The 11326-nt window shown below is 64.2% G+C and carries 14 protein-coding genes; 4 read left to right on the top strand and 10 right to left on the bottom strand.

Annotation, left to right across the window (positions count from 1 at the left end; translation table 11 throughout):
- Nucleotides 1-100 precede the first annotated feature (100 nt).
- The 5 genes from gspD to gspG are packed head-to-tail and all read right to left on the bottom strand — an operon-like array spanning nucleotide 101 to nucleotide 5648.
- A complete protein-coding gene (gene gspD, locus EPZ47_RS12880) occupies nucleotides 101-2461 on the bottom strand; it encodes a type II secretion system secretin GspD (RefSeq protein WP_135845113.1) in 2361 nt (786 codons plus the stop codon).
- Complete coding sequence (gene gspM / locus EPZ47_RS12875; protein WP_135845112.1) at nucleotides 2458-3033, bottom strand: type II secretion system protein GspM; 576 nt, start codon at nucleotides 3031-3033, stop codon at nucleotides 2458-2460. The genes gspD and gspM overlap by 4 nt, the downstream gene beginning before the upstream one ends.
- Nucleotides 3026-4207: a type II secretion system protein GspL gene (gspL, locus tag EPZ47_RS12870; protein WP_135845111.1), complete on the bottom strand. Its 1182-nt coding sequence runs from the start codon at nucleotides 4205-4207 to the stop codon at nucleotides 3026-3028. Before gspL ends, gspM begins: the two co-directional genes overlap by 8 nt.
- Nucleotides 4204-5190, bottom strand: coding sequence for a type II secretion system minor pseudopilin GspK (gene gspK / locus EPZ47_RS12865; RefSeq protein WP_135845110.1), 987 nt, complete (start codon nucleotides 5188-5190; stop codon nucleotides 4204-4206). Before gspK ends, gspL begins: the two co-directional genes overlap by 4 nt.
- An 8-nt stretch (nucleotides 5191-5198) precedes the next feature.
- Nucleotides 5199-5648, bottom strand: a complete 450-nt coding sequence (gene gspG, locus EPZ47_RS12860) for a type II secretion system major pseudopilin GspG (RefSeq protein WP_046062736.1) — start codon at nucleotides 5646-5648, stop codon at nucleotides 5199-5201.
- Nucleotides 5649-5797: 149 nt separating this feature from the next.
- Here gspG and gspI point away from each other — a divergent pair, with 149 nt between their 5' ends.
- Nucleotides 5798-6172 carry a type II secretion system minor pseudopilin GspI gene (gene gspI / locus EPZ47_RS12855; protein ID WP_135845109.1) on the top strand — a complete coding sequence of 125 codons (375 nt, stop codon included), beginning with the start codon at nucleotides 5798-5800 and terminating at the stop codon, nucleotides 6170-6172.
- A 166-nt stretch (nucleotides 6173-6338) separates the two neighbouring features.
- Here gspI and EPZ47_RS12850 read toward each other — a convergent pair whose 3' ends face one another.
- Complete coding sequence (locus EPZ47_RS12850) at nucleotides 6339-6767, bottom strand: type II secretion system protein N (protein ID WP_135845108.1); 429 nt, start codon at nucleotides 6765-6767, stop codon at nucleotides 6339-6341.
- A 114-nt stretch (nucleotides 6768-6881) separates the two neighbouring features.
- Between EPZ47_RS12850 and gspH the strand changes: the two genes are divergently transcribed.
- Together gspH and EPZ47_RS12840 are read left to right on the top strand one after the other, a co-directional pair.
- Nucleotides 6882-7334, top strand: coding sequence for a type II secretion system minor pseudopilin GspH (gene gspH / locus EPZ47_RS12845; RefSeq protein ID WP_135845107.1), 453 nt, complete (start codon nucleotides 6882-6884; stop codon nucleotides 7332-7334).
- On the top strand, nucleotides 7331-7942 hold the full coding sequence (locus EPZ47_RS12840; protein ID WP_135845106.1) for a type II secretion system protein GspJ: 612 nt from the start codon (nucleotides 7331-7333) through the stop codon (nucleotides 7940-7942). Before gspH ends, EPZ47_RS12840 begins: the two co-directional genes overlap by 4 nt.
- Nucleotides 7943-8026: 84 nt before the next feature.
- Here EPZ47_RS12840 and EPZ47_RS12835 read toward each other — a convergent pair whose 3' ends face one another.
- From EPZ47_RS12835 to EPZ47_RS12825, 3 genes are read right to left on the bottom strand one after another with little or no spacing between them, the layout of a single operon-like run.
- On the bottom strand, nucleotides 8027-8968 hold the full coding sequence (locus tag EPZ47_RS12835; RefSeq protein ID WP_135847983.1) for a FecR family protein: 942 nt from the start codon (nucleotides 8966-8968) through the stop codon (nucleotides 8027-8029).
- Nucleotides 8969-9005: 37 nt separating this feature from the next.
- Nucleotides 9006-9551 (bottom strand): sigma-70 family RNA polymerase sigma factor, encoded by a 546-nt coding sequence (locus EPZ47_RS12830; protein WP_135845105.1) that lies wholly within the window; start codon nucleotides 9549-9551, stop codon nucleotides 9006-9008.
- A complete protein-coding gene (locus tag EPZ47_RS12825; RefSeq protein WP_135847982.1) occupies nucleotides 9548-10192 on the bottom strand; it encodes a TonB C-terminal domain-containing protein in 645 nt (214 codons plus the stop codon). Before EPZ47_RS12825 ends, EPZ47_RS12830 begins: the two co-directional genes overlap by 4 nt.
- Before the next feature lie 193 nt (nucleotides 10193-10385).
- Between EPZ47_RS12825 and EPZ47_RS12820 the strand changes: the two genes are divergently transcribed.
- Nucleotides 10386-10727, top strand: coding sequence for a hypothetical protein (locus tag EPZ47_RS12820; RefSeq protein WP_135845104.1), 342 nt, complete (start codon nucleotides 10386-10388; stop codon nucleotides 10725-10727).
- A gap of 71 nt (nucleotides 10728-10798) precedes the next feature.
- Here the strand turns inward: EPZ47_RS12820 and EPZ47_RS12815 are convergent, their stop codons facing one another.
- Nucleotides 10799-11239, bottom strand: coding sequence for a carboxymuconolactone decarboxylase family protein (locus tag EPZ47_RS12815; protein WP_135845103.1), 441 nt, complete (start codon nucleotides 11237-11239; stop codon nucleotides 10799-10801).
- Nucleotides 11240-11326: the final 87 nt, after the last annotated feature.

The following is an 11326-nucleotide window of genomic DNA, read 5'->3' as shown; positions in this document are numbered from 1 at the left end:
GGGAGCGAGCTTGCTCGCAATAGCGGCGTGTCAGTTTGCATGAATGTTGACTGGGCTGCCGTCATCGCGAGCAAGCTCGCTCCCACAGGATGAGTGTTCATCAGCGAGCGCCTCCTTCGATCGGCACTGCCTTGATCACCGCCCTCGGCGTTTGCAAGCCAACCGGCGCCGCCCCCGGAATCGCCCGGGCCGAGGCCGGCAGTTGCGGCGCCTGCATGTCCGGCATGGCCCAACTGCGATCCGGTTGCAGCAGGCCTTGGGCGCGGCGCATGAAGTCGTAGCGGTTGAGGGTGATGCCGCGTCCCGCCGCCGTGTCGCGGATGATGTACGGCCGCAGGAACACCATCAGGTTGGTCTTGGTGATCTGCCGCCGCTCGTTGCGAAACAGCGCACCGACACCGGGGATGGTCGACAGCCACGGCACCGCGTCATTGCTCTGGCTGTAGCCATCCTGCAGCAACCCACCGAGGACCATGATCTGCCCGTCGTCCAACAGGATGCTGGTGTCGATGGCGCGCTTGTTGGTGACAATCCCGGTGGTGCTCGAAGCGCGGTTGTCGACGCTGCTGACCTCTTGATAGATATCGAGCTTGACCGTGCCGCCCTCGGAAATTTGCGGCCGGACATTGAGCTTCAAGCCGACCTCTTCGCGGGTCACGGTCTGGAACGGGTTGTTGCTGGTGCCACCGCCACCGGTGACATAGCTGCCGCTGACAAACGGAATGGTCTGGCCGACAAAAATGCTCGCCGCTTCGTTGTCCAGGGTCAGTAGGTTCGGCGTCGACAACACATTGGTGCCGCCCTTGCTCTTCAACGCCCGGGCCAGGACCTTGAGGTCGAGGATCTTGCCGATGCCGGGAATGTCCACCGTGCCATTGACCACGCCGAGGTTCAGGCCCTGGGGCAGCACGTCGATGCTGGTCTTGCCATTGAGGTTGAGCCCCGTGCCGCCGAGATTGACCCCACCGATCACGCCGCTGCCGCCCAGGTTGCCGCTCTGCCATTGCACGCCGAACTCGCTGGCGTCGTCCTCGCCGACCTCGACGATCAAGCTCTCGATCACCACTTGGGCGCGGCGCTGGTCCAGCAGGTCGATGACTTCGCGCAGGTTGCGGTACAGCGGGTCCGGCGCGGAGATCAGCAAGGTGTTGGTGGTGGCGTCGGCCTGGATGGTCACGCCGCCAGCGCTGAAGGCGGTGTTCTGCTCGTTCTGCGTCGAGGCGGAAGTCTGCCCGCCGCTGCCCTGGGCGTAGCCGTTGCCGGTGGTCGAAGCACTGCCGCTGGTGGTGCTACTGCTGCCATCGCCGCCGCTGCCCTGCCCACTCTGGCCGCTGGTGCTGGCGCCCATGCCGCTGAGCACCGAACGGGCGTTGTCGCTGCCCTCGCCTTCGCTTTCCCCAGTGAGCAAACCGCGCAGGGACTGGGCCAGTTTGCCGGCCTGGGCATTGCGCAAGTACACCACGTGCAGGTTGCTCGGATTGTTCTGGGCGTTGTCGAGCTTGTAGATCAGGTTGCGCGCCAGCTCGGTGCGCTCGGGACTGCCGGCGCGGATGATGATGGAATTGGAACGCGGGTCACCGATCACGTTGATTTTCTGGGTCTGGTCGCCGCCCTGGGTTTCCAGCAAGTCGGAAACCATCTGCGCGATGTCCACGGCGATGCCGTTGTGGATCGGCACCACATCGGTGTCGATGGCGCTGGGGGTATCGATGCCTTCGATGAGCTGCGCCACCCGTGACAGGTTCTCGGCATAGTCGGTGACGACAATGGTGTTGTTGCCCGGGTAGGCGTTGATCGGGTTGTTCGGCGACACGATCGGGCGCAGCACCGGGATCAGGTTCACCGCGTTTTCGTATTGCAAGCGGAAAGTGCGGGTCAGCATGCCGTTGCCGGCCGGTTTATCGGCGCTGTAGATCGGCCCGCCCAGCAGCTTGGCATCGGCCTCCGGCACCACCTGGGCCACGCCGCCAACGTCCACCACGCTGAAGCCTTGCATGCGCAGCGCGGCCAGCAGCATGTCGTAGGCCTGATGAGCCGGCACCTGGCCTTCGGACACCAGCGTCAGGTTGCCCTTGACCCGAGGGTCCACCAGAAACTGTTGGCCGGTGGAGCGGGACAAGGCCCGCACCACAGCCTGAATGTCGGCCTCGACAAAATTCAGGGTCACCGGTTGATCACCCAGCGGATTGCTCGCCGAAGGACTGGCGCGAGGCGCGCGGGCCCGGGCGGTGAGATCGACCTGATGCCGCACCGCAGGTTTCTGTTCACGCAAGTCCTGGGCCCGTTGACGATCCAATAGCGCGTCGCCGCTGCGCTGGGTACTGCCCAACGGGATGCCCAGCTCACTGTCCACCAACAACGGTGGCTGCGACGCTGGCGGCGTGCTGTTGCACGCGCTCAATGCAAGCAACAGCAACGGCGCGGCCTTGCGCCAATGACGTGGGTAGCTGGCACCCTTCATGAAGCTTCCTTAGCGCCTGGCGCCTGATTCATGCGAACGGTTCCGGACAGTGTGCCGGCGGTAATGTCAGTGTTTTCGGCGTTGCCAGAGGTGGCCGTGGCCGACCGTTGCAAACGGGCCTCGATCACTTCCAGGGAAAATTGTGCCGGGCTGCTCAACAGCCAGCCGATCACCCCGTCGGCCGGGGCGTCGGTGAAGGTCAGCTGCCAGGCGTTGGGGGTCTCGGCGCCTGGCGCCTGCAATTGGTAATGCGCATTCAGGCCACTGGCGTCGAGGGCCTGGCGCAGGGCTGCTTCAAGAGGTTGGCCCTGCGCCGGGCCGCCGATGTCGCGCAGCAGCACTTCCAGGGCTTCGGTCTGCGAGCGCAGCTTCGGGGTTTCGGTCTGCCAATAAGCGATGGTCTTGAGCGGCGGCTCGATCAGCGCCAGCCAGACCAGGCAACCGCCCAGTACCAACGCCGCCAGGGCCACGGCACGTTGTTCGCGCACGGCCAGGCCCTGCCAGGACGTCCGGCAACGCGTGCGAAGGGTTTGCCAGCGCGCCCACAACAAGGCCAGGGATTGCTTATTCATCATCGGCTTCCGGGGTTTCGTCAGGGTTGTCCTGCGCACCCTGCCCGGCCGGCGCCACCCGCAGGGTCCAACCCTGGTCATTGGCCGCGACGTCGATACCGGCCTGGCCCAGGGGGATTTTCCAGTCATCTTCAGCAGCGTTTTTTTGTGCCTCGGCCACGACCTCCAGACGCAACTCACCGCTCTCGAACACCAGCGTCTGCAGGTTGCCGCCCATGAACGGCATGGCGCTGCCCGCCTGTTGCACCAGACTGGCGAAGCGCTGGGCCGGGTCGGCCGCCGTACCGTTCTGGCGTGCGCTGATTTGCTGGCGGGCCTGCTGCAAGGGGTTGAGAATCACCGGCAACTCCGGAAACGCCTGCTTCACCCGCTGGCTCATCTGCGCCTTGAGCCGCTGGCCCTGGGCCGCTTCACGGGCGGCGTAGAGATTCAGGCCAACGACCCACACCGCCAACGCCACCGTGCAGAGGGTCACCGCCCGGCCCCACCCGCCGCGCTCAGCGACGCCGTGCGTCAGGCCGGTGTGCAAGCCCCAGCCGGGGGCGACACCGGTCCAGCGCTGGGTGCCGGGCAAGGTCTCAACCGAGGCCGGCGGCGGCGACTCGCCGACCCAACGCAGCCCGGCGCCTGTCTGCAGCAGCCATTCATCCAGTGCGCCGTCCAATAACGGTTGCACCACGGCGTGCTGCACGCTGTGGCGCACCAGCAAGTGTCCGTCTTCGATGCAGGCCACCGGCCCGGACAGCACCGGCAAGGCATAGGACGCCGGGTATAGGCCGCGCAGATTCATCCCGGCCTGACGCAGCATCCGGCCCAGGGCATCGAGTGACTCCCGGTCCAGCCAGGCGATCTGCACCTGCCCGTCGGCACCGCGCGGGCTGTGGGCGACCTGCATGCGCTCACTGGCACCAAGCATCAGCGCTTGGGCCGCGCAATTCACCGCCGCGGTGATTTTCGCCGCCGGCAACAGCGGCAGTTCCAGGGTGGTCAGCAAACTGTCACGGGGATGGAGGAAACATTCGACCCGCAGGTTCTTCCTCCCCTGACCGAGGGCCCGCAGGCTGCTGTGCCCTTCTTCACGAACCTGGCCCTGGCGATCCAGCCAGGCAAACGCCACCGGGCTGTCAAGGTTCAGACTGGCCAGCGGCGTCAGTGCTATGCGCAAAAGAGTCATACGCCCACCCGTGACCAGATCACCTGGGGCAAGCGGTCCTGGCTGCGTTGCAGCAAAGCATCGATCTCCACCCGCCGTTGCCCGCTGCGCGCCTGGCCCCGCAGGCGGAACCAGTCGCTGGTGATACCGACCTTGACGGAGGTCATTTCCAGCTCGGGCATGCGCAGGCGATTGACGAAATCCCCACGATTGATAAACCAGTGGCCACCGTCTCGCTCGCGGACCAGCGCCTGGGCCCGTTGCAGCGACAGCCCCGGCACGTAGGCCGCCAGCACCGAGGCACTGGCGGTGTTGCCGTTGAGCCAGGTATTGGTCGGCAGAATCGTCACATAGGGCGCCAGGGTTTCCAGCAACGCCTCGGTGACCCCCTTGACGCCGCGCAGGTCTTGCAATGTGCGAAGCATGGGCCGTGTCGGTGCCAGTGGTGCATTGGAGGCGTCCGGCGAGGTGTCGCGGCCGCTGTCGAACGAATTGCTCACTGGCGCCTTGTCCGCCAGTTCCGGATTCAACACCCGCGGGTACGCAGCAATCACCCGCTCGACGATGCGCGCACGTACTGTCGCGGCGACGCCAAGCTGATCGCACAATCGTTCGAAGGCGCGTACCTGCTCCTGGTCCACCCGTTCATTGGCGACCAGGTTGCGCAGGTTGAATTTGCCTTGCTCGTCTTCCAACTGCCCTTCGAACGGCGTGTCGACCAGGTTCGAGCCTGGCATCACGATGGGGTTGGCCCACGGCTGGCCGAAGCGTGTCAGGGGGTCGCGCTGGCGGGCATCCGATAGCAACTGGCGACTCAATTGCAGGCCACCCTGCAACCGCGCCGTGCCCTGGATGCGCAGCTGCTCGGCTTCCAGGCTGCGGGTGAACAGGGTCTGGCGGGTGAGCATGCCGCCGGCAATGACCGCCACCACGGCGGCGATCAACAAGGCACTGATGACCGCCATGCCGCGCTGTTTCGCCACGGTGGGCGAATTCGTTCGCATCACGGCCCTTATAGCTGCCAGGAGCCAATGTCGGCATTCACGCCGTCGCCGTCAGGCTGGCCGTCGGCACCGAGGGAAAAGATATCGACTTCGCCATTGGCACCGGGGTTGAGGTAGTTGTAGGGACGGCCCCATGGGTCGTTGGGCAGGCGTTCCAGGTAGGAGCGCCAGGTGCTGTTTTTGGCGTCGGCAGGTTTCTCCACCAGCACCTTGAGGCCCTGGTTCATGCTCGGGTAGCTGCCGTGATCCAGGCGGTAAAGCTTCAAGGCTTGCATCAGGCCGCCAATGTCCTGTTTCGCCGCCGTTGCCCGCGCCTGGTCGGGACGGTCGAGGACCTTGGGCACCACCATCGCCGCCAGGATACCGAGGATGACCACCACGACCATGATTTCGATCAGGGTGAAACCCCGCTGCCCGCGTGGGCCTTGGGAACGGGCGTTGTAACGGGCGATCTGCATCTCGACGGTCCTTCGCTGGATTCGATTCGAGGCGCAGTGTTGCAAGAAAATATGTCAGTGATATTGAAATTGCTCAGGAGCTTACGTCGTCAATCGGTCACGAACGTGGACTAGCCTTGGGGGCTGCCCCCGCCCATCGAGCCCGCGCCATGCCACGCCCTGCTCCGCAAGCCGGCTTCACCCTGATTGAAGTGCTGGTGGCACTGGCGATCATCGCCGTGGCCATGTCGGCAGCGGTGCGCGTGGCCGCGGTGATGACCCAGAGCAACGGCTTGTTGCGAGACAAATCCATCGCCCTGCTGGCGGCCCGTAGTCAACTGGCGCAGTTACGCCTGGAAGGACGTTTTGCCCAGGGTTCGAAAGTGTTCGACTGCGATCAGGGGCGGTTGCTGCTGCGTTGCGAACAGAACCTGCGCCCGGCGGAAAATGGCCGGATGTTGCGGGTTGAACTGACCGTGTCGGATCGCAGCCACGACGCACCGCCGTTAGCGCGATTGGAGACGTTGGTCAGCCGGGGAAAATAGCGGCTGAACACAACCCCTGTGGCGAGAGGATTTATTTGTGGGAGCAAGGCTTGCCCGCGGTGAAGACGACGCGGTCTGCGAGGAAACGAGGCGCCTGCATCGCGGGCAAGCCTTGCTCCCACAGTGAGGCGGTGCAACGTTTCGCTAAATCCCCTCGCCACAGTTTTCAGCGGGTCAATGAGGGCAAAGCCACCGAATCCGGCAACCGTGCGAGCGCCAGCCGGGTCTGCTCGGTACCGCGCTCGATTACCACCGCCTGCGCCTCGATCGACACCAGCCGCACCCCTTGGGCCACCCGTTCACCCACCAGGAAACTGCGCGGTGGCCCGTCGTTGAGGCTGAGGATCGCCACAGCCCCACGGGCGCCGGCCATGACACCGCTGACCTTGATCCGCACCGGCGCCGGCTGGTTGGAAAACCACTGCAGCGCCGGGTTATCGGAACGCTCGGCCAGACGTTGCGGGGCGACGTCCGGGGTGCGGGACTCGGCGGATGTCAGCAACAGCGAAGACCAGGTCGCCACCCCGGCCAACGCCGCCAACAAGCCGAGTACCTGCACGATTTGCGCCGGGGACACACGCTCGATGAATGCCATGGCCTGAATCTCCTTTTTTATTCCAGCCACCAGCGTACGCGTCAATTCTCTCCGTTTTATTTCACATGCTTATCATCTTCACCGTGCAGGATGGTCCGACGCAAAGGAGCGCGCATGAACGTCGGCAAGCAACGCGGTTTCACCTTGATCGAATTGATGGTGGTGCTGGTGATCATCGGCATCGCCAGCGCCGCCGTGAGCCTGAGCATCAAGCCGGACCCATTGAAGTTGCTGCGCCAGGACGCCGGGCAATTGGTGCAACTCCTACAGCTGGCCCAGACTGAAGCCCGCACCGATGGCCGGCCGATTACCTGGCGCTGGGATGCCAAGGGATTTGCCTTCACCCGTCGCAACGATCATGGGGCTGGGCTGGATCGGTTCAAGGACGACCCGCAGCTACATCCGCGTCGCTGGCAGAGCCCATCGATGGAGATTCGTGTCGAGCCCAGGCAGCGGGTCGTGCTGAATGCCGAATGGATCGGTGAGCCCTTGCAGATCCGCCTGTCGGACGGCCAGAACAGCCTCAACGTGCAACGCAGTGCCGCCGGCCGGATGCAAATCCAATGAACGGCCGGCAGTCGGGTTTCACCTTGCTTGAAGTCATGGTGGCGATCCTGCTGATGGCGGTGGTCAGCCTGATCGCCTGGCGCGGGTTGGACAGCGTGACCCGGGCCGACACCCATCTGCAGGCCAGTACCGAACAGACCGAAGCCTTGCTGCGGGTGTTGAACCAACTGGAGCGCGACGTCGCCCTGCGCGCCAGCGTCGAGTTGAGCGAACCGGTAAAACCCGGGATCGACGACGCCCCTTCAACCGCCCCACCCGCCCTCACCGTGCGCAGCACCGAGGGTCAAGGGTTCCGCCTGGACGTGATCCGCGTGGCCGCCACTCAGGAAGGCGAGCTGCAACGGGTTCGCTGGTGGCTCAAGGGCGACACCCTCTACCGCGCCCAAGGCCAGGCCCGCAGCCGCTACCCCTTGCCGGCACCCGGCGCGGGAGTGGCCGTGCTCAGTGAAGTCAGCGATGCAGGGCTGCGCTTCTGGGATCAGGAAAAAGGCTGGCGCAAACTCAGCGGCAACCGCCAGGAAAACCCGGCAGGCATCGAAATCAGCCTGAGTCGGCGGACACCCCAAGGCGTTGAAAAGTATCGGCAGGTGCTAGGGCCACTGGAGTAAGCCGAACCCTTCTGTCACGGTCAATGCATAACCCGTGTGGGAGCGAGCCTTCTCGCGATGAGGCCCGCCCAGGCAACGTGAGTCTCAGCTCAACACCACCACCCCACCCGGCAACTCGGTGCATTTGGCGCCGTAGGCATCGCGGATCAGCAGCGCCACGCCCGCCAGTTGATCGAGGCGAAACCGCGCCTGGACCTTGCGCAGGCCCAGTTCGCGATTGAGCAACAGCAACATGCCGGGACGGTAGCGGTTGATTTCGTCGATGACCCTGGCCAGGGTCGCGTCGTTGAACACCAGCACTTGATCGCGCCAGGCAACGGCTGCCGACACATCGGCATGCTGTGGGGTGCCAACCCGGCCAGTGTCGTAGGTCAATTGCATGCCCGGTTCCAGGCGAAAACTCTGGCCTTGCACTTGTACTTGCACGACGCCTTCCAGGCAGGTCGCGCAGACACTCTGGTCGGTATAACGAACGTTAAAACGTGCCCGGGCGGCACTGATCCAGCCGGCGCCGGCCTGGACGCTGACCGTCTGTGGGCTGCGCCCCTGTACTTCGATCTCACCGCTGAGCAATTCCAATCCTTGCCCACCATCGTTCAACGGAAGGCGGCTGAGGCGGGTCTGGGTGTTGAGTTCCAGGCTGATGCCATCCACCAGTTCAACCCGGCGCTGTTCGCCGACTTCAGTGATGTAATCGGCTCCCAACCCTGAAACACCACCAGGCACCGTGGCCCGGATCAGCAGGAAACCGACCGACGCTGCAATCGCGCCGCCCAGCAACGCCCGCCGCCCGAAATGGCGCGGCGCCTGCAACGCCTGGGCCGCAGGTTGCAGCCCATGCCACAGCGCCTTGGCCTGTTCGAATGCCCGCGCATGCTCGGGGCTTTGCCCACACCACTGGCGCAAGGCCCGGGCATCGGCCACGGTGGCGCGTCCCGAGGTCAGCAGGATCAGCCAGTCGCGGGCCTCGCCATCCAGTCGGGCCTGGGGCGTGGCGTCAGGGGAAGTGATGCTGAAGATGTTCAAGCGCACACACACTCACAAAATGGTCTGGTCTCTACTCTCAAGACGGTTTTCCCGCGCCGGGACCGAACCGCTGAATGACTTTTCTTTCCAGGCGCTGGGCGCAATGTCCCAATGCAGCCTTGATTTCCTTCTCTACCATGCGCGTGGAAATGCCAAAGCGCTGGGAGATTTCCAGGTGTGGCGCTTCCTCCAGGCGCGCCGCGATGAAAATCCTGCGGCGCCGTGCCGGCAGCTCATACAAAGCCTTGAGCAGGACCTGCAGCTCCTTTTGCCCACCCACCACCCGGGCCGGATCCAGCGCTTCATCGGAGATCTGCAGCAACTCCTCGATTTCATCGCCAGTGAGCAGGCGCGCATCGGCTTGCCGACGGTCGGCGGCAATGTTCAGGGCCATGCGATACAAATAGGCGTTGGGCTGGGCAATGTCCGGCGTATCGCCCATCCGGTCGACCCGCAGGTAGGTTTCATGCAGCACATCGTTGGCCAGTTCCTCGGAGCCCAGGCGCCGGCGCAGACGCACCTTGAAATCCTCGTAAGAGGTGAGGAACAACTTGACCATCGGGCTGCGACCAGTGTCTTTCATCGCCCGGACACCCCTTCCCCTGCTGTGCATTCCATGCTTTTTCCTGATGAATCGGGTAACAAAAGCAGGGTCACCGGCTGGCGCAACGAACTGGGCGCCGGGCGGTCGATCCTGAGGTTTTGCAAGCTATTGACCAAGGCCCTGTCACGCATCAGATCGCCGGTGGAACTGACCAGGCGGCTGTGCTGGACCACGCCGTCGCGGCCGATCCACACTTGCAGCACCGCCCGAAAACTTCCCGGGCGGGTCAGCGGTGAACGACATAAGTTGCGTTGGATAACCGTCTGGATCGCTGCCGCGTAATTACTGTCACTCAAGCTTGGGGTGACGCCGGGAGGCAGCGGCACCTCACGGACCCGCACCGGCTGCAACGTGAACGCATCCGCCCGGGCGTAATGCGCCACAAGCCCAGTGCCGCTGAGCAACACATTCAACCCTTGGGAGGGTGTGAATAGCCCCTGGACACCCAACGTGTGGCGCTGGCTCGACAACCGGTGATCGACCAGCACCGCCATGCCCGTCGCACGACTGAACAACTCCAGTGCCGTGGTCAGTTCCTGGGGCGCGATGTCCAGATCCACCAGATCACCCGCCTGGATCGGTCCGGCCAACAGACACAACAACACCGTCAGCCACCCCAAGGGCGCCCTGGTCAATCCACGTCTGCGTCCGCCCCCGGCTTTGCCCTGCTGCACGACTGACGTATCCGTTGAAAACCGTCATCCTGAGGGGAGTTTATGAATGTCGTATGACAACTGATACAAATCCCCCGGGCCGCACTAGACTGATGCTCTGACAACGAACCGTCCGCTGTGACGGGCCAGGAGGTCGGTGATGAAACAGTGGATGAGAATGACGGCAGGCCTCGGACTGCTCCTGGCCCTGCCCTGGGCCCAGGGTGAAGAGGCGCCGGCGTGTATCGAGGTGACGGTTGGCGGCTACAAGACCCCGGACTACAACTGCCTGAGCCGGCAGATGGGCAACGACCCACAAGCGGCGGCGGCCGCGCAACGGGCACAGGACGCCTTGAATGTCCCCGTCAACGAACGCGCACCAAACAGCATCGGCCTGGCGACCCCGGCGGCCACCAGCGTGCGCATGGGCAATACCTTTGGGACGTCGGTCAAGCCGCAAAGGCCGCCGGTGCCGACTAACAACTCACCGCTGCCCAAATGACGGTTCTGCCTCTGTGGCGAGGGAGCTTGCTCCCTCGCCACAGGAACGCATTCAGGCTGGATGAATGAACATCAGCCACCAGGACTCTGGCGAAAACTCACCGCCAGCCGGTTCCAACTGTTGATGGTGCTGATCGCCAGGGTCAGGTCCACCAGTTCCTCTTCGCTGAACTCGGCACGGGCCTGGGCATAGATCTCATCCGGCACCTGGCTTTCGGCCAACAGCGTCACCGCCTCGGTCCAGGCCAGGGCGGCGCGTTCGCGAGGCGTAAAAAAGCCGCTGTCGCGCCATACCGCCACGGCGTAAAGACGCCGTTCGGTCTCGCCCAGGCGGCGCGCATCCACCGAATGCATGTCAGTGCAGAAGGCGCAGCCATTGAGTTGCGAGGCGCGGATCTTGATCAGGTGCAGCAGCGCCGCTTCGATACTCAAGCGACTCGTCAGAGCTTCCAGACCGATCATGGCCTTCATCGCCCCGGGGGACGCACTGTAGTAATCCAGACGCGGGCTCATGGCTGGGTTCCGTGGCGATTGGGACCTTCACGGTAGGCCTTGGGGTCGGTGAGCGACAGGTCCAATTCGTCGAAAAAACCGGGGCCA

The sequence above is a fragment of the Pseudomonas viciae genome, from assembly GCF_004786035.1.
Taxonomy (GTDB): Bacteria; Pseudomonadota; Gammaproteobacteria; order Pseudomonadales; family Pseudomonadaceae; genus Aquipseudomonas; species Aquipseudomonas viciae.
Note: the sequence above shows the minus strand (reverse complement) of the source record. Positions and strands in the feature narration are given on the sequence as shown.

Coding starts and splice junctions, on each gene's coding strand:
- gspH (WP_135845107.1), top strand. CDS start 6,882: ATGAACGTCGGCAAGCAACGCGGTTTCACCTTGATCGAATTGATGGTG.
- gspL (WP_135845111.1), bottom strand. CDS start 4,207: ATGACTCTTTTGCGCATAGCACTGACGCCGCTGGCCAGTCTGAACCTT.
- EPZ47_RS12840 (WP_135845106.1), top strand. CDS start 7,331: ATGAACGGCCGGCAGTCGGGTTTCACCTTGCTTGAAGTCATGGTGGCG.
- gspI (WP_135845109.1), top strand. CDS start 5,798: ATGCCACGCCCTGCTCCGCAAGCCGGCTTCACCCTGATTGAAGTGCTG.
- EPZ47_RS12815 (WP_135845103.1), bottom strand. CDS start 11,239: ATGAGCCCGCGTCTGGATTACTACAGTGCGTCCCCCGGGGCGATGAAG.
- gspG (WP_046062736.1), bottom strand. CDS start 5,648: ATGCAGATCGCCCGTTACAACGCCCGTTCCCAAGGCCCACGCGGGCAG.
- gspD (WP_135845113.1), bottom strand. CDS start 2,461: ATGAAGGGTGCCAGCTACCCACGTCATTGGCGCAAGGCCGCGCCGTTG.
- gspM (WP_135845112.1), bottom strand. CDS start 3,033: ATGAATAAGCAATCCCTGGCCTTGTTGTGGGCGCGCTGGCAAACCCTT.
- EPZ47_RS12850 (WP_135845108.1), bottom strand. CDS start 6,767: ATGGCATTCATCGAGCGTGTGTCCCCGGCGCAAATCGTGCAGGTACTC.
- EPZ47_RS12830 (WP_135845105.1), bottom strand. CDS start 9,551: ATGAAAGACACTGGTCGCAGCCCGATGGTCAAGTTGTTCCTCACCTCT.
- EPZ47_RS12820 (WP_135845104.1), top strand. CDS start 10,386: ATGAAACAGTGGATGAGAATGACGGCAGGCCTCGGACTGCTCCTGGCC.
- gspK (WP_135845110.1), bottom strand. CDS start 5,190: ATGCGAACGAATTCGCCCACCGTGGCGAAACAGCGCGGCATGGCGGTC.